A 24,239-nucleotide genomic window follows, 5' to 3' on the forward strand; every position below is an offset into this window, starting at 1 on the left:
TTTATGGAAGTTTATTTTGATAATTCTGCAACGACCAGGTGCTATGATTCTGTAAAAGATATCGTAGTAAAGACGATGACAGAGGATTTCGGAAATCCATCTGCCATGCATTTAAAAGGTGTAGATGCAGAAAAATATGTAAAAGAAGCGGCAAAGACGATTGCTGGTATTCTGAAAGTACAGGAAAAAGAGATTCTGTTTACTTCAGGCGGTACAGAGTCTGACAACCTGGCACTGATCGGTGGCGCACTGGCAAATAAAAGAAACGGAAACCACATTATTATTACGTCGGTAGAACATGCAGCAGTCAGCCAGCCGGCATCTTTTTTACAGGAACAGGGGTTTGAAATCACTTATCTGCCGGTAGACCACGAGGGAAAAGTGAAGATGAATGCTCTGGAAGCAGTCCTGCGTCCGGATACGATCATGGTTTCTACCATGCTTGTAAATAACGAAGTCGGTGCTGTGATGCCGGTAGAAGAAATTGCGAATATGGTTCACGAAAAAAGCCCGAAGGCTCTTTATCATGTAGATGCCATCCAGGGATTTGGTAAATACCGCATTTACCCGAAAAAGATGGGCATCGATCTTCTTGCAGTCAGCGGACATAAGATTCACGGACCAAAGGGTATCGGATTCTTGTATATCAATGAAAAAGTAAAGATCATTCCGCAGATCCTCGGTGGCGGACAGCAGAGCGGAATGCGCTCTGGTACGGATAATGTACCGGGCATTGCGGGGCTTGGTGTGGCAGCAGCACAGATTTACAAAAATCTCGATGAGAATGTAGAGTATATGTACCAGCTGAAAGAACATATTGCAGAGGGCTTATCTCAGATTGAAGACATTCGGATCAATGGTATGCCGCTTCGTGAGGGAGCACCACAGATTTTAAGTATCAGTGTTATGGGAGTACGAAGTGAAGTACTTCTTCATTCGCTGGAAGATAAGGGAATCTATATTTCAGCAGGAAGTGCATGCTCCAGCCACAAGAGAAAACCGAGTGCGACACTTTCTGCAATGGGAATGTCGAAAGACCAGATCGAGAGCACGGTACGTTTAAGTTTCTGCGAGAAAAACACGATAGAAGAGGCAGATTATTTCTTACAGACTATGAAAGAGCTTGTTCCGATGCTTCGCAGATATTCAAGAAAATAAAACAACCAGTGTCGGAAAACACTGACAGAAAATTCAGGAGGAAATACCAGATATGATATTTCATGCATTTTTGATAAAATATGCAGAGATCGCCATCAAGGGCAAAAACAGATATCTGTTTGAGGATGCACTTGTAAAACAGATGAAACTGGCTCTTGAGCCGGTAGAAGGCGAATTTACAGTAACAAAGGAACAGGGCCGTGTATATGTGTTCTGTCCGGAAAAATATGATTTTGACGAGGCTGTAGAAGCCTTACAACGTGTGTTTGGTATCGTTGGTATCAGCCCGGTTGTCATTTATGAAGATCAGGGCTTTGATCAGATGGCAGAAGATGTTGTTGCCTATATGAAAGCCAGATATCCGGAATACAAAGGCTCCTTCAAGGTATACACAAGAAGAGCAAAGAAATCTTATCCGATCACATCTATGGAAGTCAGCGCGGCAATTGGAGAAAAAATCCTTGATGCGTTCCCGGAAGCATCTGTTGATGTACACACTCCGGAAATGACACTTTCTGTAGAAATCCGTGACAAGATTTATGTATATTCAGAGACTCTTCCGGGACCGGGAGGTATGCCGATCGGAACAAACGGAAAAGCCATGCTTCTCCTTTCCGGTGGTATTGACAGTCCGGTAGCCGGTTATATGATCGCAAAACGTGGCGTCAAGATCGAGGCAGTGTATTTCCATGCTCCGCCGTACACAAGCGAACGTGCAAAACAAAAAGTCGTAGATCTTGCAAAACTGGTTGCACGCTACAGTGGTCCGATCCGTCTGCACGTTGTTAATTTTACGGATATCCAGCTTTATATCTATGATCAGTGCCCGCATGAAGAACTGACGATCATCATGCGTCGTTATATGATGCGTATTGCAGAGCATTTTGCACGTAAAGATAAGTGTCTCGGACTGATTACAGGAGAGAGTATCGGACAGGTTGCAAGCCAGACATTACAGAGCCTTGCAGCAACAGATGAAGTGTGCGAGCTTCCGGTATATCGTCCGGTCATTGGATTTGACAAAGAAGAAATTGTTCAGATTTCCAGAAAGATCAATACCTTTGAGACTTCAATCCAGCCATTTGAAGACTGCTGCACAATTTTTGTGGCAAAACATCCGGTAACAAAACCGAATCTCAAGGTAATTCACAGATCCGAAGAGAAATTAAACGAGAAGATCGACCAGCTTGTAGAAGAAGCGCTGGCATCTACAGAAGTAATCGAAATTCAGTAAACAGTATGGAGTAGTTTCCTATTAGGACATAAAAAACAGCTTCTCATGCGTGTGCACAGAAGCTGTTTTAAAACTGTCTTACTTTCATGATCTCCTTAAGGGGATGATACAGATCACTCAATTACGTATGGCTGTACGATTGTCAGAATAGTATCAAGCATGCTGCCTTCAGCGTGGATATTCAGATTGATCGGTTTGGATAAGTCTAAACTGAAGATACCCATGATGGATTTTGCATCAATCACATATCTTCCGGATACTAAGTCAAAGTCACAGTCAAATTTACTGATCTCGTTAACAAATGCTTTCACTTTATCGATAGAATTCAGCGAGATTTTTAATGTTTTCATTTTGAGAACCTCCCTATTTAGTGTTGTTATGTGATTAATCTTACCCGTACGCCTCTGAAAAGTCAAGAGAAAATCAGATGAAATTGCGGTAAAATATTCGTCTGTATATATAAAAAATGCAACTATTCAGCAGGTAACTGTGAAGGTACTGAACAGTTATAAAAACAATAAAATCGGATTGCAAAGTGAAAATATCAGAAAATATATATGAGGTTAAAAAATATGAAAAAAAAGGTTGCCCTTCATAATCTGGGCTGTAAAGTAAATGCATACGAAGTAGAAGCAATGCAGCAGCTTCTGGAAAAAGCAGGATATGAGATCGTACCTTTTACGGAAAGAGCGGACGTATATCTGATCAATACCTGTACGGTTACGAATATTGCAGACCGTAAATCCCGACAGATGCTGCACAAGGCAAAAAAAATGAACCCGGATGCGATCGTGGTAGCTGCCGGATGCTATGCGCAGGCAGACACAGAGAAATTAAAAGAAGACAATGCAGTTGATCTGATCCTCGGAAACAACCAGAAGACGCAGATCGTAGAAGTTCTGGAAGAGTATGAGAAAGAACATTCCAAACAGGTGCAGGTGATCGAGATCAACCACACAAAAGAATATGAGGAGCTTTCCATTGAGCAGACAGCGGAGCATGTTCGTGCCTACATTAAGGTACAGGATGGATGCAATCAGTTCTGCACTTACTGCATCATTCCGTTTGCAAGAGGCCGTGTGCGCAGCCGTAAGATTGCGGACGTATTAAGAGAAGTTGAGACACTTGCTTCCAAAGGATATAAAGAAGTTGTGCTCACCGGTATTCATTTAAGTTCCTATGGTGTGGATTTCCCGAAAGAAGAAAGAGAAAGTCTTTTATCCCTGATTCAGGCGGTAAGTAAAGTAGCAGGAATACAGAGAATCCGTCTTGGTTCCCTTGAACCGAGAATCATTACCGAAGAATTTCTGGAGGGAATCGTTGCGACAGGAAAAGTCTGCCCTCATTTCCATCTGTCTCTGCAGAGCGGCTGCAACAAAACCCTGAAAAATATGAATCGCCGCTACAGTGCGCAGGAATATGCAGAAAAATGTGAACTGATCCGTAAATATTATCCGGCACCGGCGCTTACAACGGATGTGATCGTAGGATTCCCGATGGAAACAGAAGAAGATTTTGAAGAGTCTTATGAATTTGTAAAAAACATTCATTTTTATGAAACACATATTTTCAAATATTCCAGAAGACATGGGACAAAAGCAGCCGCTATGGATGGACAGCTTACAGAAGCAGTAAAAGCACAGCGAAGCGAAAAGCTGCTTGAGCTTCATGATATCCGTGCAAAGGAATACGAAGAAGCAATGATCGGAAAGACAATCGAGCTTCTTCTTGAAGAAGAAATCGAAGAAGATGGAAAAATGTGGTATGTAGGACACAGCCGTGAATATGTACGTGCCGTTATCGAAAAGACGGAGGTACATCAGGTAAATGATCTTGTTGAGGCGAAAGTGACAGGATTTGTGACAGACCATCTTTTGCGTGCGGAATGATCTGCAAGGTGTAATGCCGGTTTTGACGAAAGAATTTCAGCAAAAAAAGGGTTCTTGTATTTTGATGAGAATTATATTAAAATAAAAAGGAAATCTTATTAAGGACGTGAGAAAAATGGCAGAAAACAGTTTGGGAAATACACAATATTTCAGAACAAAACCGGATCAGGATCTTGAAGTAAAAGAAGTCCTTGATCTGGTCTACAATGCAATGGATGAAAAGGGATATAATCCGGTAAACCAGATAGTCGGTTATATTATGTCCGGAGATCCGACTTATATTACCAGCCACAAAGGTGCGCGAAGCATGATCATGAAAGTCGAGAGAGACGAGCTGGTAGAAGAATTACTTAATGAATATATTAAGAACAAATCCTGGGAACGCTAGGAATATGCGGATTCTCGGATTAGATTACGGATCAAAAACAGTAGGAGTAGCCGTCAGTGACCCACTTGGCCTGACTGCGCAGAAGGTAGAGACGATATGGCGCAAACAGGAAAATAAACTTCGGCAAACTCTTGCGAGAATTGAAGAACTCATCGCAGAATATGAAGTAGAGAAGATCGTGTTGGGCTTTCCGAAGAATATGAACAACACGGTTGGTGAGCGCGCGGAAAAAGCTCTTGAGTTTGGCGAAATGCTGAAAAAACGTACCGGGCTTGAAGTTATCATGTGGGATGAGCGTCTGACGACAGTAGAGGCAGACCGGACACTTATAGAGGCCGGTGTGCGCAGAGAAAACCGCAAACAGTATCTGGATGGCATTGCGGCAGTATTTATTTTGCAGGGATATCTGGATTCCCTGTCAGTATGACAAAGGTGACAACATGGAAAAAATCAGATTTCAGTCTCCTGATGGAACAGTAGAAGATTTCTACATTGAGGAGCAGACAAGAATCGGAGGGGTGGCGTACCTCCTTGTTTCTGATTCAATGGATGACGAAGCAAACGCCTATATTTTAAAAGACGTATCAGAAGATACAGATTCCGAAGCCTTCTATGAAATGGTTGAAGATGAGAACGAACTGCAGGCAGTATATAAAGTTTTTGAGCAGATGCTTGAGGATGTAGACCTTGAAATGTGATTGCACACGAAGCATTATGGAGGTGCTTGATTGAGTATAGAAAATAATATGAACGAGAATAAAGCGCATACAACGCAGAGAGAAAGTATGCCGCGAGACAGCAGATTCAAACCGAGAAGATACAATAACCATGACAGGAAACCTGCTGAAAACAATACAAAGAAACAGAACCCGAAGCAGAAAAATTTCAAATATAAACAGCAGCAGAAGCCACAGCAGAAAAATAATGGCAAAACAGCAGTAAAGACCGTACAGAAACCGCAGCTTCGTACAGCTTCCCGCAGGGGACGCAGAGGAACATCCAAGCTGAAAGTTATTCCGCTTGGTGGACTTGAGCAGATAGGAATGAACATCACAGCTTTCGAATACGAAGACAGCATTGTGGTCGTGGACTGTGGCCTGGCATTCCCGGAGGATGACATGCTCGGTATCGACCTTGTCATTCCGGATGTTACCTATCTGAAAGAAAATATTTCTAAAGTCAAAGGTTTTGTGATCACCCATGGACATGAGGATCATATCGGTGCGCTTCCCTATGTATTAAAAGAAGTAAATGCACCAATCTATTCCACGAAACTGACACTTGGACTGATCACCAACAAACTGAAAGAACACAATCTTGTCCGTTCTACGAAATTAAAAGAAGTCAAACACGGACAGGTCATCAATCTGGGTGATTTTTCTATTGAATTTATTAAGACGAACCACAGCATTCAGGATGCATCTGCGCTTGCAATTTATTCGCCGGCAGGTATCGTAGTTCATACCGGTGACTTTAAGGTGGATTATACACCGGTGTTTGGTGATGCAATCGATCTTCAGCGCTTTGCTGAGATCGGTAAGAAAGGTGTACTTGCGCTGATGTGCGACAGCACCAATGCAGAACGTCCGGGCTTCACTATGTCCGAGCGTAGTGTGGGACATGTTTTTGATAATCTGTTCAACGAACACAAAAATGCGAGAATCATCATTGCGACTTTTGCATCAAATGTTGACCGAGTACAGCAGATCATTGACACATCCTATCGTTTCGGCCGTAAAGTTGCAGTTGAAGGCCGCAGTATGGTCAATATCATTTCCGTAGCATCAGAGCTCGGTTATCTCCGAATTCCGGAAAACACACTGATCGAGATCGATCAGGTCAAGAACTATCCGGATGAAAAAGTAGTTCTGATCACGACAGGAAGCCAGGGAGAGTCCATGGCAGCGCTTTCCAGAATGGCAGCAGATATCCACAAAAAGATTACGATTAAGCCGAACGATACGATTATTTTCAGTTCAAACCCGATTCCGGGAAACGAAAAAGCCGTATCAAAGGTTATTAACGAACTGTCTATGAAAGGCGCGAAAGTTATTTTCCAGGATGTTCATGTATCCGGACATGCGTGCCAGGAAGAAATCAAGCTGATCTATTCTCTGGTAAGACCGAAATATGCAATTCCGGTTCATGGTGAATATCGTCATCTGACTGCACAGAAACATGTGGTTGAGGATCTCGGTATCCCGAAAGAAAATATCTTTATTCTCGCATCCGGTAATGTTCTTGAAATGGACGAAAACAGCGCGCAGGTAACCGGATCCGTTCAGACCGGAGCAATCCTTGTAGACGGCCTTGGTGTCGGGGATGTCGGAAACATCGTACTTCGTGACCGTCAGCACCTTGCAGAAGACGGCATTATGATCGTTGTTATGACACTGGAGCGACACAGCAACGTCGTTCTTGCAGGACCTGATATCGTGTCCAGAGGTTTCGTATATGTAAGAGAATCCGAGGATCTGATGGAACATGCAAAAGAAGTTGTTGAGAATGCACTTGATTCCTGTCTGGACCGCAACATCACAGACTGGGGCAAGATTAAAAACGTAGTAAAAGATGCACTCAGCGATTTCCTCTGGAAGAGAACAAAGAGAAGCCCGATGATCCTGCCGATCATCATGGAAGCATAAGACACGAAGCTTTTACAGACAGAAAGGAGCCGATATGGGAGATACAAAAGACCGGGTAGGCGCAGCAGGAGTCATCGTTGCGGGAGGTTTTTTCAAAATAGCTCTGTATGTATGCGTGGCTGTTCTTGTTATCTGGATCGGAAAAGTCACATACCAGTTTGGATACAATATATTTAACCAGCAGGCAATGAGCCCGGGAGAGGGACAGGAAGTAACCGTTGTGATCAAAGAAGATGCAACGGCTTATGATATTGCCAAAACCCTGAAGAGTAAAGGTCTGATCGAAGATTCGCTGGTATTTGTTGTACAGGAAAAACTTTCCAATTACAGCGGCAAAATGAGACCGGGAACTTATCTTCTCAGCACTGCATATACACCGACCAGAATTATGGGGATTCTTGCGGGAGATGCGGAGCAGGAGGGAGTAACTTCGTGATCGTAGAAGAAAGAATGCGAACATTTATAAATTCTCTTGATACAGGCAACACTCCATTTCTTGATGAACTGGAGTGTTCTGCTCTTTCTGAGGAAGTTCCGATCATCCGTAAGGAGATGCAGAGTTTTATCAAAACATTGCTGGCACTTGCAAAACCGCAGAAAATTCTGGAAGTGGGGACGGCCGTAGGCTTCTCCACACTTCTTATGTGTGAGTATGGCAGACCGGATCTGCATATCACAACGATTGAAAATTATGAAAAACGAATTCCACTCGCAAAAGAGAATTTCAAAAAAGCAGGAAGAGAAGACCAGATCACATTTCTGGAAGGAGATGCAGGAGAAATTCTGAAAAAACTTGAAGATTCCTATGATCTGATTTTTATGGACGCAGCCAAAGGTCAGTATATTCACTGGCTTCCGGATGTTGTAAGACTTCTTGCACCGGGCGGGATCCTGATGTCGGATAATGTGCTGCAGGAGGGAGAACTGATCGAGTCTCACTACCTTGTGGAGCGTAGAAACCGTACGATTTATAAACGAATGAGAGATTATCTTTTTGAACTGAAGCATCATCCACAGCTTACGACGAGTATCATTCCATTGGGCGACGGTGTTTCTGTGAGTGTTAAGGAGGAATTATGAGAAAAATTGAATTGCTGGTTCCGGCAAGCAGTCTGGAAGTCCTTAAGATCGCTGTTGTATTTGGTGCAGATGCCGTTTATATCGGTGGTGAGGCATTTGGACTTCGTGCGAAGGCAAAGAACTTTTCAAAAGAAGATATGGCAGAAGGAATCGCTTTTGCACATGAGCATGGTGTAAAAGTGTATGTGACAGTCAATATTCTGGCGCATAACGATGACCTTCCGGGAGTACGTGAGTACCTGCAGGAACTCAAGGAATTAAAACCGGATGCACTGATCATTGCAGACCCGGGAATCTTTACTTATGCCCGTGAAATCTGCCCGGAGATCGAATGCCACATCAGTACGCAGGCAAATAACACAAACTACGAGACTTATCGTTTCTGGTATCGTCTCGGAGCCAAACGTGTCGTAACTGCACGTGAATTGTCGCTGAAAGAAATTCGGGAAATTCGTGCCAACATTCCGGATGATATGGAAATCGAAACATTTATACATGGTGCAATGTGCATTTCCTATTCCGGAAGATGCCTGCTGAGCAATTATCTTGTAGGAAGAGATGCCAATCAGGGCGCATGTACGCATCCATGCCGCTGGAAATATTCTGTAGTCGAGGAAAAACGTCCGGGCGAATATATGCCGGTTTACGAGAACGAGCGAGGAACCTATATCTTTAATTCGAAAGATCTCTGTATGATCGAGCATATGGACGATGTCCTGAACAGTGGAATCGACAGTCTGAAGATCGAAGGACGTATGAAGACGGCACTTTATGTGGCAACAGTTGCGAGAACTTACCGTAAAGCAATTGATGATTATCTGGAATCTCCTGAGAAATATAAAGCCAACATGCCGTGGTATCAGGAGCAGATTTCAAACTGCACATACAGACAGTTTACGACCGGATTCTTTTATGGAAAACCGGATCAGAATACACAGATTTATGACAATAACACTTATGTCAAAGAATATACGTATCTGGGATATGCAGAGGAAGTCGATGAGAAAGGACTTGCACATATCACCCAGAGAAATAAATTCTGCGTCGGTGAGACTATCGAGATCATGAAGCCGGACGGAAGAAACTTGTCTGTGACGGTCAGGACAATCTACGATGAAAACGGTGAATCTGTAGAGAGCGCACCACATCCGCAGCAGAAGCTTGCTGTAGACCTTGGTACAGAGATAGAGAAATATGATCTCTTAAGAAGAGCAGAGGCATCAGAAAATTAAATTCCAGCTATAATAAAAAGATCAGATACCCATTTCAGGTACCTGATCTTTTTGGCTGCTGATAATTGAATATTTCAGAGTGATTAGCGGCTCAGTACCGGTGCAGTAAGTTCAAATCTTGCTCCGGATTTCCAGGAAGCTCCGTTCACGGGTTGAGCAAGAATCTGGATTTTGGTAATCTTTTTACGGTACTTCCATTTTGCAAGAGAAGTAGACAAATGAACAATCCTGCTGGCAGGCACGTTTTGTGTACACTCAAAATACTGTTTTCCACTGAAAAAGCGTAGTTTGATCTGAACAGAACTTTTATTTGCACCGGTCACACGAAGTGTGGTGCAGAAACGTGGAGAAGAAGAAACATTAAGTTTTTTCTTAAAGCTTTGTGTATATCCCCACGAAATATTCTGATTGCGGGAGGCATCCCGGTATACAGTAAAAATATCGCCTTTTTTACTGAAACGTCTGGAAGCGCCGTAGAATGTCCAGCTGCCGGAAACTGAACCGGTTTTTTTGTAACCATTTACCTGAGTAAGTTTTCCAATCGTACAGGATACTTTATTGTACAGTTTACTGCTGTATGAAGGAATGAGCTGTTTCCAGCTGGTGGCTCCGATTGCAGAAGTCAAAGACTTTGTTTCAGAATTGGAACGGCTGGTGTCCATATATTTGTAGATGTTCCAGGAGAGCTTTTTTGATTTTGCGTGCTCAGGAGATGAAGAACCGGCAGAAGTTGTCCATAATCCGAGGTTCAGTCCCTGTCTGATCTCATCACGATGATCGACCTGACGGTGAATAATAAGAGAGTCGATCATATTGTCAGATTCAGAAATCAGATATGAATAAGCAATCGCCGCCGCTTGAAGTTTTTCTACATTTTTGCCGTTCTGTACGGAGGTATAGCCCTGTTCTGAAAGAATAATTCTTGTTTTGGAACCGTATTTCTGACGGATATAATTCGTCAGAATATGAATATTTCCCATATTGATAACAGGGGAGGAAAGAGATTTTGTAAGCTGCCTGTTTGTGTTTGCCCAGAACCGTGGTTCTGTCAGCGGAGAACTGTACGGATGATAGGCAAGATTCCAGGAAATATTACCGCCGGCACGGAGTTTGGAAGCAAACTTGTCCAGCATTTTCTTTGATGCAAAGGTACCACTTACGTTGTTGGTATTCCACAGATGATCAAGTGAAATGTAAACTCTTGCATTGGAATAAACGCTTGTCAGAGTATTGTATGCCAGACGGAACTGGTCAGCATAGATTTTTGCATACTGATTCAGGGTTTTGGAACCTGCATAATTATACGTCCGGTAATTATTGACTTCATTTCCGACAATCCAGTTTACGATACGTCCGTATTTTCCGTTGGTACTGCTATAACGTCTGGCAAGAAAATTAAGGGTAGCCTGTAATTGATTTCTTGCAGAAGAATCGACGGTGTTCCATGCATAAAAACTGTGTCCCTTATAACGTCCCTGTGGATAAATCAGTCCTTTCAGATCATCACGCCAGCTTAAAAGAAGAACGGCACTGTTGACGGAGGACGTGGACTTTAATGACTGAAGCTGCCGGTCATAATAGGAAACAGAGTCCTTTACGAACCAGTAGGTCCTGCCGTTGTATTTCCATGAATAAGAATAATTTGAGTTTTGTAAAACAGGAGGTGCAAGAAGCTGGCTGAAATCGATATTGATGACGGAGTTATGTACATTCAGCTCTTCAGCATCTTCGAGCATATCTGCGTTGATCTGCAGCCCTTTTTTGGAAACCGCTTTGGGAAAACGGCAGCGGTAACTGGCAAGTGCTCCGGGATTGGATATATAACGCTTACTGCTGATAATGGTGTATTTTCCCCTGCTGTTTCGTGAAGCAATTGCAAAGCTGTGATAAAGAAGACTGATGCCGTTTTGCGTGGAACGGCAGGAAAAAGTCATCTTTTTTGATTTGCGGGCAGATGCAATCGGACGTGCGGAAGAGGAAAGATTGCTGCTTCCGGGAGCCAGTGCAAAAAGGTAACATCTGGAGCCATGTATTTTTTTTGTGTTAGTGGCAGTAGCAGTGACTCGTATCCTGCTTTTTCCTTTTAGTTTGCAGGAAGTGATGGAAACCGGCTTGGCCGCCGCGTTTACGGTGACTGGTTCGGTGAGCGTACCACATAAAGTCAGGCACAGCAGTATAATAAGGATACAGCCTGAAAGCCTGCGCATATGTGAAAGAAATGAGCCGTATCTTTTGATTTTCATAAAAATTAATCTCCTTCCGGTTATAGATTGATTCATCGTAACTGTGAGGACACCGAACAGTTATGATTCTTCTATGATTTGATTTTAGAAGATTTTTCAGAGAAAATCAATGGAAGAGCGTTCGTAATTTTTTCAGAGCATTTTTTTCAATGCGGGAGACGTAGGAGCGACTGATATCAAGGCGGGCGGCAATCTCACGCTGCGTCAGCTCAGGTTCATTAAAGATGCCGTATCGGTAGCAGATGACCTGATATTCTTTTGGAGAAAGAATGCTCTTTATAGAAGAAAGGAGATGAAGAATGTCCTGTTGTGTGGAATAATTTTCGATGACGTCTATCGGTGGGCTTTCGATGATATCAAGCAGACTAATCTCGTTTCCTTCTTTGTCCGTCCCGATCGGTTCATACAGAGAGACTTCTCTGGAACATTTTTTGCGTGAACGGAGCATCATCAGAAGTTCGTTGTCAATGCACCGCGCAGCATAAGTGGAAAGTCTGGCGGATCGGTCAATATCAAAAGTGGAGATTGCTTTGATCAACCCGATTGTTCCGATGGAAATCAGATCTTCGAGATCTTCACCTGTATTCTGATATTTTTTTGCAACATGAGCGACCAGACGAAGGTTATGTTCAATAAGAATACGTTTTGCTTCAGGATCCCCTTTCCGGCAGCGTTTGAGGCAGAGCTTTTCCTCTGCGGAAGTCAAAGGTTTTAAGAATGTTTTCAAATGTCCACCTCAAAGGGGATTTCTATATAGTCTATGTTACAGACAAGTTTGCTGTGCTTTTCCCAGAAAATAAAAAAATAATGAAACAATAATTACCTGTACCGGGCGTTTTCTTGCTTCTCGCCGGGATGTAGTGTATAATAATTTCAATACGTAAATACGATTTCAAGGATGATCAGGTGAACCAGATTGAAAAAAAAGCTAGAACAGATACTGAACGGAAAATTTGAATACGAGCAGCCGGAACTCCTTTTTTCGAAGGACCGGCTGGAAATTGCGCTGGAAGCCGGAAGCACAGCGCAGGGTGAACTCTATTTTGGAACAGAAAACAATGACCGGATTCAGGGATATGTGACGTCTTCGAACCGCAGATTTGTACCGGGCAGCAGCCGCTTTTCCGGCACGACAGTGCGGATGCCTTATGGAATAGACGGCTCAGGTATGCGACCGGGAGAGGTATGCAGCGGCTGGTTGTGTGTAACTTCAAGCACAGGTGAGTACAAGATTCCGTTTCGGATTCAGGCTGTAAAAGAAGAAATGCGAAGCTTTGGAAGCGAAGTAAGAAATTTGGAAGCGCTAACGCAGATTGCACGTAAGGATTTCAGAGAGGCTTACAGGATTTTTACAGATAAAAATTTTTCCACTGTGATCGCAGAAACAGATCCGAAACAGAAGGCACTTTACGCAGGCCTTTCAAAGCAGCCTGTGACATGGCAGAATCTGGAAGAATTTCTGGTTGCCACGAAACAAAAAGAGGCCGTTTCGATTTCACTTAAAACAACGGAAACAGAATTTTACAATATCAAAGAAACCATACAGGAATCTTTTGAGATCCAGAGGAGCGGTTGGGGACATCTCCGTCTGGATATAGAAAGCAAAGGCGGATTTCTTGAGCCGGAACGTAAGATTGTTACAGATGAGGAATTCATCGGAAGCTGCCTGAAACTGAACTACGTCATTCATGCAGATCAGTTAAAATCCGGTAACCAGATTGGAGAGATTGTTGTAAGAAGTCCGTATCAGGAACTGCGATATCAGGTGACTGCGTCAAAGAGTCCGCAGATTCGTATTGACATTCACAGAGAAGAAAAGAAACACAAAGCAGAGCTTATACATGATTATATAGAATACCGTATCGGACATACAGATCGTGAGACCTGGCTTTCACGTGCTGAACGAGTTCTGGATCAGTTGAAGGTTTCAGGATGCGAATATCCGGAATATCATTTTTATCAGGGATATATTGCACACATAAAAGGTGATGACCAGACTGCGGCAGCCCTGTTGAAACAATATCAGCTCAGAGAGTTTACCAGAGAAGAGCTGGAGCAGGCAGGTGTTTATCTGTACCTTTGTACAGCGTGTGGTTTATACCGTGATAAAGGCCAGGCGGTTTCGCGGCTGCAGAATTTCTTTCGTCAGAAAGAAGACAGTTTTACACTTTTGTGGCTGCTTCTTCAGCTGGACAGTACATACAGAACGACACCGTCGAAAGTACTGTTTATGTTGGAAGAACTTTATGAAAAGGGGTGTTTCAGTCCGCTCCTTTATGTGGAAGCGTGGAATCTCATCAGTGAGGATGTTTCGCTTCTGCATCGTCTGAGTCCATTCTGGATGCAGGTGTTTTGTTTTGCCGGAAAGCATGGACTTCTCACGGAAGAACTTGTGATGCGTCTTGCATATCTTTCCGGCTATGAAAAGAAATTTTACGGCAGTCTGTATCAGGCACTGGCAGCGGGCTATGAGAAGTTTCCTTCGGACGATGTACTGGAGGCAATCTGTAAATATATTATGAAGGGGGAACCGCGGAAACAAAAGTATTTCCGATGGTTTTCGCTGGCGGTTGATCAGGGCCTTCGAATTACCAGATTGTACGAATATTATGTGGAAACAATGGATATTTCTTACAGCAGACAGCTGCCGAAGTCACTTCTGATGTATTTTGCCTACAATGATAATTCTCTTGGGGATGCACGTAAGGCATATGTTTATGCGAGCGTGATCGCTGCGAAAGACACAGATCCGCATACATACGAAAATTATAAAGAAAGCATGGAGCGTTTTGCATATCGGAAACTCTGTGACGGACAGCTGGATGAAAATTATGCAATACTTTATCAGGAATTTCTGTTTGATCCGCTCAGTAGAGAAGAAGGTGAGCGCCTTGCACCGAAACTGTTTACACACAGGCTGTATTGCGATGATGACAAGGTACGGCAGGTAGTTGTTCGTCATGAGCAGCTTCAGGAGGAAGAGATATACCCGTGCAGTCAGGGCGTGGCCTATATCCGGATATATACGAATGATGCGGCAATTCTTTTTCAGGATGACAAACAGCGTCGTTATGCAGCAACGATACCATATAATCTGAAAAAGCTGACGGATGAGGAGAAAGTTGTTTCTGAATTATTGAAACTGGGTGTCGAAGAGCCGGGACTCTTGCTTCATTATTGTGAGACGGCCAAAATGAACCGGGAAAATCTGGCATATTTTCAGCGCCTTGCAGAATTATCCTCCTGTACGGAAACATACCGCAGATCCATACGCAAAAAGATTCTGGAATTTTATGCACAGAATGTACATGGACAGGATCTTGATAAATACCTTGAAAGAATGGATTACCGTCAGTATGCGCTGGTTGACCGTACGACACTTCTGGAGGTTCTGATTTCCCGCAGACTGTTCCGTCAGGCAATGGGACTTGTAGAAGAATTCGGATATGAAGGACTGGAGCTTACAAGCCTTCTGAAGCTTACAAGTCGCATGATATTAAAGAGTGATATGGCAGAAGATGAGGAACTTCTGGCACTTGCATCTGAAGTATATCGAAATGGAAAATACGATGAAGTCATTTTATATTATCTGATGAAATATCGTTTCGGTCCGATGGACGAGCTCCTTTCTATCTGGAAGAGTGCCAGAGGATTCGAAATGGAAACATATGATCTGGAAGAACGTATTTTAAGCCTCCTGATCTTTACTTCGGATTACCGCAAAGAGGGTGAAGCGGTTCTGGAATCTTATGTCAGTCAGTCAGGAAAGGAACGGATCATCGGAGCTTACCTGACACAGGTAGCATACGGAGTATTTGTAAAAGAATACACGATGAGCGCGTTTGTGCGTGGACGTCTGGAATATGCTTATCTTAACAAATGGCCAGTGAACAGAATCTGCAGGCTTGCCCTTCTGAAAGAAATTTCCAGAGAACAGGATCCAAAACCGGAATATATAGGTATTCAGCAGGGAATACTGAAAGAATGTGCGAAGGAACATCTGATGTTCGGCTTTTTCCGAAGACTGTCACCGGAGCTTCTAAGTCCTTACCAGCTGGATGATAAGACATTTGTGGAATGTCATGCGGCGCCGGGGGCGAAAGTAACTCTGTTTTACAGCCTGGATACCGGAATCGGAAATGACAGAGAATACAAATGCGAGCCGCTGAAAGAAATGTATCAGGGTATTTTTGTACGTGCGTTTACATTATTTTATGGAGAAACACTGCGGTATTATTTCAAAATTGATGATGGAAAGAAAGTGCAGAAAACCGTGGAACGTGTTCTTACAATGAAAAAGATCGAAGGGACACCGGGGAGCAGATATCAGGTTCTGAATCAGATTCTTTCGGCAAGAAAACTCGGCAAAAAACATGAGGCAGAAAAAGAGCTGAAACGGTTTATGCGGCAGGAACAATACGTACAGAGTATGTTCACCATCAAAAAGGAAAATGAGAAATGAACGAGACAAAAGATTTGATAATCGGAATTGATTTTGGAAAAGAATATTCTCAGATCTGTTATTATGACCGCAAGGCAGATGAACCGCGTTCACTTCCGGTAAAGGTGGGCAGCAGCCAGTTTGAGATGCCAACCAGTCTCTGCCGGCGACTGGAACAGGGGGATTACTGTGTTGGTCTGGAAGCAGAGTATTTTGCCAGAGAAAAGGGTGGCTTTCTGATCAGTGATCTCTATGCGGTTTCAAAGAGCAGAGAGAGGGTCACTGTTGCAGAAGAACAAAAGGAACCGTGGGAACTGCTGGCATATTATATTCGCGGAATGTTGAACCTTCTCGGTGTTGCCGATGTGGAAAAAAACATCCGCGCACTGGTGATCTCCGTGGAAACACTGGATGCTGTGCAGGTAGATAATCTGCAGAAAGCATGTGGATTTCTGGGAATTTTGAAAGAATGCTGTATTCTTCAGGATTACGAGGAAAGCTTCTATTATTATGTGATGACACAGAAAATAGAAACATGGAACAGGAGTGTTGGCTGGTACAGTTTCCGTGACCGGCATGTGACATTCCGCAGAATGGTTATGAACGCCGGCAACAAACCGGTTCCTGTAATGCTGGAAACACCGGTAGAGACAGATTTGAGTGAAGATATGGAGCAGAGGGATGCGGATTTTTATGCCTTCGTGCAAAATACACTTGGGAAAGAACTCTACTCCAGTATTCAGATCAACGGAGATGGATTTGATCAGGAATGGGCGAAGAAATCAGTTAAACTTCTATGCTATCAGAAACGTAAAGTATTTTATGGAAACAATCTGTTTGCCAGAGGAGCATGTGCAGCCGGGGCAGAACGCTTAATTACGCACAGGCTTCGGGATTATCGGTATATGAGCCGGTCGCTTGTTCTTACGAGTGTGGGAATGGAGATGCGTGTTATGGGAGCACCGACGTATTATCCATTGATCGAGGCCGGAAGAAACTGGTACGAAAGCAGTGCGGATATTGAACTGATCCTGGATGATACAGATGAGCTGGTATTTGTAGTAGAGCATATGAGTGAATCCGAAAGAAGACATGTCGTAATGAAGCTTCCGGGGCTTCCACAGCGTCCAAACAGAACGACACGCCTCAGTGTATTACTTCGTTATGTAGCGGCGGAAGAATGTTGTATCACAGTGAAAGACCTTGGATTTGGAGAGATGTTTCCGGCTTCGGGGAAAGAATGGAAAGAAACGACCAGATGGCAGGAGGGGATTGCGTGAGCGGATATATACTGTGCCAGACCGGAAGGGCAGAGATACCTTACTTTATCGAAAATATCAGCATGAATATTTATTCGCTGGAAGAATTATGCTATTATCTTGACAATAATCTGTATCTGATCGATCAGACAATCCTTAATGAAGGACTGTGCAACTGGATCCAAGAGGAATTGAAACTTCCTGCACTTGCAGCAAAGCTGCGTCCGAAAATGGGAAAATTTGCAAGTGCCGAGGATCTTGTCTATCCGGTATTTAAGGAAATCAATTATCTGACCTATGAAGAACTGAAAGTATTGAATACTCGTTTGCAGAAATTTGATAAAGAAACGCCGGCGATGCGTGAAAAATGCAAAGGTGATGCTCTGATGGAAAATAAAATGTATGTTCATGCGATTCAGGTTTACCAGAAGTTACTTGACAGAAAAGATCTCGAAGAGATACGGGAAGGTCTGACAGAATGTATTTATCATAACCTTGGCTGTGCATACAGTTATCTTTTCCAGATGGATAAAGCAATCGAGTGTTTCCGCCGAGCATATGAGGGAAGCCGGAGTACAGAAGCACTGGAAACGTATCTGATGGCTTTTTCTATGTCACACAGTGAAGACGAATACAAAAATATGGCAAAGACGCTGGGAGTGGAAGAAGAAATACTGACTGCCGTGCAGAACAGAAAAAAAGAATTTGCGCAAGTTCCGGGGAAAAAAGTAAATTCTCAAAATATGGACGATATTCTTAATCACCTTACATCAGAATATCACAGAAGTACGGGTTCGTGAAAATAATCACAATGTATACAGTTTTTTTATACAAATAAGGTAGACGAAACAGACTTAATCTGTTAAACTAAACATATAATTTGGGTCTGGTAATACCACCCAAAAAGATTAGGAGGAATTTATCATGTTAGTAAACGCTTCAGAAATGTTGAAAAAAGCAAAAGCTGGTCATTATGCAGTAGGTCAGTTCAACATTAACAACCTTGAGTGGACAAAAGCAATCCTGCTTACCGCACAGGAACTCAACTCTCCGGTTATCCTTGGTGTATCCGAAGGTGCAGGAAAATACATGACAGGTTACAAAACAGTTGTTGGTATGGTTAAAGGTATGCTGGAAGAGCTGAACATCACTGTTCCGGTTGCACTTCATCTTGACCACGGCAGCTATGAAGGATGCCTGAAATGCGTAGAAGCAGGCTTCACATCTATCATGTTTGATGGTTCCCATTATCCGATCGAAGAGAACGTAGCAAAAACAAAAGAACTGGTTAAGATCGTTGCTGAGCATGGAATGTCTCTGGAAGCAGAAGTTGGTTCCATCGGTGGTGAAGAAGACGGTGTTGTAGGTATGGGCGAATGCGCAGATCCTCAGGAATGCAAGATGGTTGCAGATCTTGGTATCGACTTCCTTGCAGCAGGTATCGGCAACATCCACGGTAAATATCCTGCAAACTGGAAAGGCTTAAGCTTTGAAACTCTGGATGCTATCCAGAAGCTTACCGGAGATATGCCGCTTGTACTTCACGGTGGTACAGGTATCCCGGCAGATATGATCAAGAAAGCAATCGACCTTGGTGTATCCAAGATCAACGTTAATACAGAGTGTCAGCTTTCCTTCGCAGCAGCTACACGTAAATACATCGAAGAAGGCAAAGATCAGCAGGGTAAAGGCTTTGACCCACGTAAACTTCTTGCTCCTGGAACAGAAGCAATCAAAGCTACTGTTAAAGAAAAAATGGAACTTTTCGGTTCTGTTGGAAAAGCCTGAGAATTGCATAATATCCGTTAAGGAAGAAAATAAGGAATCGGTGTTCTGGCATCGGTTCCTTTTTGTTAAGATAGCACCATGATGAAAAATACAGAGAAAAACAAAAATAACAAAATAACGCAGATAATTGACCTTAAAGAAACAGTCATAATGAATTTCTCCGGGATTTATAAAAATCAGAGTTTTTATAAAGATCATGCAGAGAAAGAAATATTCTGGACAGAATTGAGTGATCTTTCCGGATGCAACTGTTACTGTGATGCGGAAGCGGCAGATCGGATTTGTGAAGAAATTCAGAATTATACAGGAAATGGAATTCATTTTATTGATTCGGGAAATTATCATTATATGACACGTCTGTGGCTTGAAAAGCAGCAAGTACCATTTCGACTGCTTGTTTTTGATAATCACACAGATATGCAGCCACCGGCATTCGGGGGACTTTTGTCCTGTGGAGGCTGGATTGCGGCATCACTGGAAGAACTTCCGCTTCTGCATGAAGTGATCCTTGTTGGTCCGGATGAAGAGGCTTATGTACAGGTAGAGCCGGAATTGCAGCAGAAAGTCTGTTTTTTGTCCCGTGAGAAATTAAGTATGATGACGGCAGAAGAGAAAGAGGATTTCTTTAAAAATCTGGATGCAGATCTGCCATTATATATTTCAGTGGATAAGGATGTTCTTTGTAAAGAAGATGCTTCAACTACCTGGAGTCAGGGAGACATGCATCTTTCGGAACTTATGAGTTTCCTTGAAGTTGTGCTGGAGCTGCAGAATGTAGTCGGAATGGATGTCTGCGGTGAGTGTGATCAGGATTCCGGCAGTGAGGATTTTTTGAATGATCACGCGAATGAAGCTATTTTGAGACTATGGGAGAAAATGCGAAAATCATCTGAAAGGATGGGCTCGGAATGAAAAATGAACTTTTTACGATCGGACCGCTGACTGTTTATGGTTATGGCCTTATGATCGCGATAGGTGTGCTGGCAGCATGGGTCGTTACAGAATACAGAGCAAAAAAGCAAAACCTGGACAGTGAGCATGTGTTTTCACTTGTTCTCTGGTGCCTGGTGGGTGGTCTGGTCTGTGCCAAGATCCTGTTCTGGATCACAGAATGGAAAAGTATTGCAGAAGATCCGGGATTTTTCTTTGACACGCTGGCGGATGGTTTTGTTGTATATGGCGGAATTATCGGAGGTATCCTGGCTGGATGGATGTACTGTCGGATCAAAAAAGCAGATTTCTGGAAATATTTTGACCTTGTGATGCCGTCCGTAGCGCTGGCGCAGGGTTTTGGCAGGATCGGATGCTTTCTGGCAGGATGCTGTTACGGAAGAGAAACGGACAGCGTATTATCCGTTACCTTTCAGAATTCCGATTTTGCACCGAACCATGTGGCGCTGATTCCGACACAGATTTATTCAAGTGTTCTTGATTTCCTGCATTTTGCTCTCCTTTTATATATTGCAAGACATAAAAAATCAGACGGACAGGTTGCAGCTTTTTACCTGATTTTTTACAGTATCGGAAGATTTGCGCTGGAATTTTTCCGTGGAGATCTGATCAGGGGAAGTGTGGGAAGTTTATCGACTTCACAGTTTATCAGCCTGTTTATTCTGGCAGCCGGAATGCTGATTCTGATTACGCGTACAAAAAAGAAAAATGCATAAGGTTTTAACGGATTCATAAAGCAAGAATTTTTTCATAGGCTGTAAGGAAAGAGAAGAAGCGGAGCAGAGAAGATGAGCGTACCGGCACAGGACCAGCAATATGAAAATTTTATCATCCGTTATAAGCAAAATATACAGGGAGTACCGGAATATCAGCCGGATGAGACATTTCAGATCATCAATGACCTGTTTGGGGTATTGTATGTACCGATGCGGGAAATCCCGGAACTGCAATTAAACAGTTACTCTTATTCGTCTATTCCAAGATGCTATACATATATGGATACTGGTGCGCTGAGCGCGTCTGGGGTAACAAGACTTCATGGGCATCCATATCTGAAACTTAAGGGCAGCGGAACACTGGTGGCAATAATTGATTCCGGAATTGATTATCTGCATCCGGCATTTCACAGGGGAATGACCAGTAAGATTTTGAGTATCTGGGATCAGGAACTGGATGGCGGAATGACGGAGAAGATTCCGTTTGGGAGAGAATTTACCAGAGTTGAGATTGAGCAGGCTCTTTCGGCAGAAAATCCGTGGGAAGTGGTTCCGTCAATGGACAAAAGTGGGCACGGGACGGGAGTAGCTGCCACGGCGGCAGGTTACAGTATCGAAAAAGAAGGTTTTTCAGGAGCAGCGCCGGAGGCTGAACTTGTGATTGTCAAGCTGAAACAGGCAAAGCGGTATCTGCGTGATTTTTACCTTCTTCCACAGGATGCGGATATTTATCAGGAAGACGATATCATGCTTGCGATTGCTTATGTTTTGCGTGTGGCGGCAGAAAATCAGAAACCGCTGTCAATCTGTATCGGGCTTGGAAGCAGTATGGGGGCACATCAGGGTGAGGGGCCGCTGAATGAATATATCAACAGCATTGCGGCATTCAGCCAGAATGCTGTTTCAGTATCGGCAGGAAATGAAGGTACGGCAAGGCATCATTATATGAAGACATTAACTGCAGTAAATATGAGAGACACGATAGAACTGCGTGTGGGAGAAAAGGAGAGTACCAGAGGATTTATGTTGGAATTCTGGGGAGACTCTCCTAATTTTTATTCTATGACGATTCAGTCACCGGCAGGAGAGCAGCTTTCAGTCAGCACATCGCTGAAAAACAGCACACAGGAACTGTCATTTGTATTTGTCGAGACAAAAGTACTGGTGAATTATGTGCCGATTGAGCGGCGTACGGGAAATACACTGATTTTTATTCGGTTTCTGCATCCTGCGGTTGGTATATGGAAGTTTCTGGTGGGAGAGAGAATACCCGGGGAAAGCCGTTTCCATATGTGGCTTCCGGTGCGTGGGATGATCTCAGATGATACATATTTTCTGGAACCTTCACCGGAATATACAGTTACATCACCCGGAGATGCAGCGGACGCGATGACTGTTACGGCATACCAGTACCGGGATAACAGCCTGTATGTGCAGGCAAGCCGCGGATATAATACAGAAAATGTGGTAAAACCGGATTTCGCTGCCCCCGGAGTGGATATCCTGACGGCTTCGATCGGAGCCGGTGCAGAGTTTGCGCCCGCGACAGGAACCAGCCTTGCGGCGGCCCAGACAGCGGGAATTGCAGCACTCTTATTTGAATGGTCCCTGATCAGGGAAAACGAACCCTATTTTACCGGAAACAGCGTAAAAAATTACCTGAGCAGAGGCGCGGTTCGCGATCTGAATCTGATCTACCCTAATCCGGAATGGGGTTATGGAAGGCTGGATCTGTATCATACGTTCGAGCTGCTGACGTGAGAAAATGAGAGACATGGATTTTGACCAAGCTGCTGTGAACGGAGTGAACAGTAACATTATTTTAGATTACAGATGTCAAACAATGAAATTTACATAGCTAAATCGTTTCATATCGTGTACAATGAGAAGTGGAAAATTATATAACGACAAATGAGGAGGAATTAGACTTATGGATCTTTCAACTTTAGTAAAAATGTCAAACACTTACGGAAGTAATCCGGCTTATGTGCTGGCAGGCGGTGGCAATACTTCGGTAAAGGATGATACGACACTTTATGTAAAAGGTTCCGGCACACAGCTTGCCACAATTAAGGCAGAAGGATTTGTCAAAATGGACAGAGCACGTCTGAACGAAATCATGAAAACGGAATATCCGAAAAATGATGTGGAACGTGAAGCTGCATACCTTGCAGATGTAATGGCTGCTGTGACAGACGATGATAAGACAAAACGTCCGAGTGTAGAAGCACTGCTTCACAATTTATTTGCATATACTTATGTGCTGCATGTGCATCCGACCCTTATCAATGGACTGACCTGTGGAAAAGGTGCGCAGGCGCTTAGCGAAGAACTTCTTGGCAAGGAGGTGCTCTGGATCGATATCTGCAAACCGGGCTATACACTTGCACGTCTTTGCTTCGAAAAAATGAATGCATATAAAGAGAAATACGGAAAAGATGTGCAGGTACTTCTGCTTCAGAATCACGGAATTTTTGTTGCAGCAAATACAGTAGAAGAGATCGGTGTGTTATTTGATAGTGTGATCAGTAAATTAGAAAAACAGGTCAAGAGAACAGCCGATGTAAGTGATACTGTTACACCGGAAAAAGAGCAGGCGGCACAGAAGCTTTCTCAGTTACTTGGACATGCAGTAGAAGTTGTACCGGCTGCAGAAGCTGATAATTTTGTAAAAGATAAAACATCAGCAGCGCCGCTTCTGAAACCATTTACACCGGATCACATTGTATATTGCGGACCATATCCGTTATTTGTAGAAAATATTGATCAGGCAAGAGAAGTGCTGGATGCATTTATGAAAGAGAATGACAAAGAGCCACGCCTGATCCTTGTACAGGGTATAGGTGCATTTATCATGGAAGATGATAAGGAAAAAGCAGCGAAGGCACAGCTTCTGGTCAAAGATGCCATTAAGCTTGCCGTATATGCGGAAAGTTTTGGCGGTCCGCTGCAGATGACAGATGAGATTACATATTTTATTACACACTGGGAAGCAGAAGCATACCGCAGTAAGAAATAATGATCTGAAAAATCTCATAAGAGTGTTTCGGACAGACATTATAATATAAGCAGAAAAAGTAAAGAATCATTCAGAGTACGGATTATTTAAAGAAACCGTACTTATGGATGGTTCTTTTTTTCTGGAAAAATGTTTTACGTTGAAAAAAAGCCTTGCTTTTTGGGAAAACATAGGTTGACATATCACTGTTGCGCCA

The 24,239-nt window shown here is 43.3% G+C and carries 21 protein-coding genes; 18 read left to right on the forward strand and 3 right to left on the reverse strand.

The genetic code is table 11. The features are described from left to right. The first annotated feature begins 3 nt into the window (after nucleotides 1–3). Both H8Z79_RS03750 and thiI read left to right on the forward strand, forming a co-directional pair. Nucleotides 4–1,158 (forward strand): cysteine desulfurase family protein, encoded by a 1,155-nt coding sequence (locus H8Z79_RS03750; RefSeq protein ID WP_015542349.1) that lies wholly within the window; start codon nucleotides 4–6, stop codon nucleotides 1,156–1,158. Between the two features lie 52 nt (nucleotides 1,159–1,210). Beyond that, nucleotides 1,211–2,392 (forward strand): tRNA uracil 4-sulfurtransferase ThiI, encoded by a 1,182-nt coding sequence (gene thiI, locus H8Z79_RS03755; RefSeq protein WP_015542350.1) that lies wholly within the window; start codon nucleotides 1,211–1,213, stop codon nucleotides 2,390–2,392. Nucleotides 2,393–2,505: 113 nt separating this feature from the next. Here thiI and H8Z79_RS03760 read toward each other — a convergent pair whose 3' ends face one another. Further along, nucleotides 2,506–2,742 (reverse strand): HPr family phosphocarrier protein, encoded by a 237-nt coding sequence (locus H8Z79_RS03760; protein ID WP_015542351.1) that lies wholly within the window; start codon nucleotides 2,740–2,742, stop codon nucleotides 2,506–2,508. 222 nt (nucleotides 2,743–2,964) lie between these two features. Here H8Z79_RS03760 and mtaB point away from each other — a divergent pair, with 222 nt between their 5' ends. From mtaB to H8Z79_RS03800, 8 genes are all read left to right on the forward strand, one after another. Continuing rightward, entirely contained in the window at nucleotides 2,965–4,281 is a 1,317-nt protein-coding gene (gene mtaB, locus H8Z79_RS03765; protein WP_118039790.1) for a tRNA (N(6)-L-threonylcarbamoyladenosine(37)-C(2))-methylthiotransferase MtaB, read from the forward strand. Nucleotides 4,282–4,396: 115 nt separating this feature from the next. Further along, nucleotides 4,397–4,669, forward strand: coding sequence for an IreB family regulatory phosphoprotein (locus H8Z79_RS03770; protein WP_015542353.1), 273 nt, complete (start codon nucleotides 4,397–4,399; stop codon nucleotides 4,667–4,669). A 4-nt stretch (nucleotides 4,670–4,673) separates the two neighbouring features. Continuing rightward, entirely contained in the window at nucleotides 4,674–5,096 is a 423-nt protein-coding gene (gene ruvX, locus H8Z79_RS03775) for a Holliday junction resolvase RuvX (protein ID WP_015542354.1), read from the forward strand. A 13-nt stretch (nucleotides 5,097–5,109) separates the two neighbouring features. Beyond that, a complete protein-coding gene (locus tag H8Z79_RS03780; protein ID WP_015542355.1) occupies nucleotides 5,110–5,367 on the forward strand; it encodes a DUF1292 domain-containing protein in 258 nt (85 codons plus the stop codon). Between the two features lie 87 nt (nucleotides 5,368–5,454). After that, nucleotides 5,455–7,314 (forward strand): ribonuclease J, encoded by a 1,860-nt coding sequence (locus tag H8Z79_RS03785; RefSeq protein WP_225876915.1) that lies wholly within the window; start codon nucleotides 5,455–5,457, stop codon nucleotides 7,312–7,314. 34 nt (nucleotides 7,315–7,348) lie between these two features. Further along, nucleotides 7,349–7,750: an MltG/YceG/YrrL family protein gene (locus tag H8Z79_RS03790; protein ID WP_015542356.1), complete on the forward strand. Its 402-nt coding sequence runs from the start codon at nucleotides 7,349–7,351 to the stop codon at nucleotides 7,748–7,750. Continuing rightward, complete coding sequence (locus H8Z79_RS03795) at nucleotides 7,747–8,394, forward strand: O-methyltransferase (protein WP_118039789.1); 648 nt, start codon at nucleotides 7,747–7,749, stop codon at nucleotides 8,392–8,394. Before H8Z79_RS03790 ends, H8Z79_RS03795 begins: the two co-directional genes overlap by 4 nt. Continuing rightward, complete coding sequence (locus H8Z79_RS03800; protein ID WP_015542357.1) at nucleotides 8,391–9,626, forward strand: peptidase U32 family protein; 1,236 nt, start codon at nucleotides 8,391–8,393, stop codon at nucleotides 9,624–9,626. Before H8Z79_RS03795 ends, H8Z79_RS03800 begins: the two co-directional genes overlap by 4 nt. 83 nt (nucleotides 9,627–9,709) lie before the next feature. Here the strand turns inward: H8Z79_RS03800 and H8Z79_RS03805 are convergent, their stop codons facing one another. Together H8Z79_RS03805 and sigK are read right to left on the reverse strand one after the other, a co-directional pair. Further along, nucleotides 9,710–11,869 (reverse strand): DUF5722 domain-containing protein, encoded by a 2,160-nt coding sequence (locus tag H8Z79_RS03805; protein ID WP_118039788.1) that lies wholly within the window; start codon nucleotides 11,867–11,869, stop codon nucleotides 9,710–9,712. Between the two features lie 106 nt (nucleotides 11,870–11,975). Then, nucleotides 11,976–12,596 (reverse strand): RNA polymerase sporulation sigma factor SigK, encoded by a 621-nt coding sequence (gene sigK, locus H8Z79_RS03810; RefSeq protein ID WP_118039787.1) that lies wholly within the window; start codon nucleotides 12,594–12,596, stop codon nucleotides 11,976–11,978. A gap of 189 nt (nucleotides 12,597–12,785) precedes the next feature. On the opposite strand from sigK, the gene H8Z79_RS16815 reads away from it, so the two are divergent. The 8 genes from H8Z79_RS16815 to H8Z79_RS03850 all read left to right on the forward strand — a co-directional run bounded on the left by H8Z79_RS16815 (nucleotide 12,786) and on the right by H8Z79_RS03850 (nucleotide 24,043). Beyond that, nucleotides 12,786–16,331, forward strand: coding sequence for a DUF5717 family protein (locus tag H8Z79_RS16815; protein ID WP_225876904.1), 3,546 nt, complete (start codon nucleotides 12,786–12,788; stop codon nucleotides 16,329–16,331). Continuing rightward, a complete protein-coding gene (locus tag H8Z79_RS03820; RefSeq protein WP_015542359.1) occupies nucleotides 16,328–17,590 on the forward strand; it encodes a DUF5716 family protein in 1,263 nt (420 codons plus the stop codon). The genes H8Z79_RS16815 and H8Z79_RS03820 overlap by 4 nt, the downstream gene beginning before the upstream one ends. Continuing rightward, on the forward strand, nucleotides 17,587–18,369 hold the full coding sequence (locus H8Z79_RS03825; protein WP_243023226.1) for a tetratricopeptide repeat protein: 783 nt from the start codon (nucleotides 17,587–17,589) through the stop codon (nucleotides 18,367–18,369). The genes H8Z79_RS03820 and H8Z79_RS03825 overlap by 4 nt, the downstream gene beginning before the upstream one ends. A 124-nt stretch (nucleotides 18,370–18,493) precedes the next feature. After that, nucleotides 18,494–19,357: a class II fructose-1,6-bisphosphate aldolase gene (gene fba, locus H8Z79_RS03830; RefSeq protein ID WP_015542360.1), complete on the forward strand. Its 864-nt coding sequence runs from the start codon at nucleotides 18,494–18,496 to the stop codon at nucleotides 19,355–19,357. Nucleotides 19,358–19,435: 78 nt separating this feature from the next. Further along, complete coding sequence (locus tag H8Z79_RS03835; RefSeq protein ID WP_225876905.1) at nucleotides 19,436–20,269, forward strand: arginase family protein; 834 nt, start codon at nucleotides 19,436–19,438, stop codon at nucleotides 20,267–20,269. After that, the gene (locus tag H8Z79_RS03840) at nucleotides 20,266–21,024 is read left to right on the forward strand and encodes a prolipoprotein diacylglyceryl transferase (RefSeq protein WP_015542362.1); all 759 of its coding nucleotides are present in this window, start codon (nucleotides 20,266–20,268) and stop codon (nucleotides 21,022–21,024) included. Before H8Z79_RS03835 ends, H8Z79_RS03840 begins: the two co-directional genes overlap by 4 nt. Before the next feature lie 72 nt (nucleotides 21,025–21,096). After that, entirely contained in the window at nucleotides 21,097–22,785 is a 1,689-nt protein-coding gene (locus H8Z79_RS03845) for a S8 family peptidase (RefSeq protein ID WP_015542363.1), read from the forward strand. Between the two features lie 169 nt (nucleotides 22,786–22,954). Then, nucleotides 22,955–24,043, forward strand: coding sequence for a class II aldolase/adducin family protein (locus H8Z79_RS03850; protein WP_015542364.1), 1,089 nt, complete (start codon nucleotides 22,955–22,957; stop codon nucleotides 24,041–24,043). Nucleotides 24,044–24,239: the final 196 nt, after the last annotated feature.

Source organism: Blautia intestinalis, assembly GCF_014297355.1.
GTDB classification, from domain to species: domain Bacteria; phylum Bacillota; class Clostridia; order Lachnospirales; family Lachnospiraceae; genus Blautia_A; species Blautia_A intestinalis.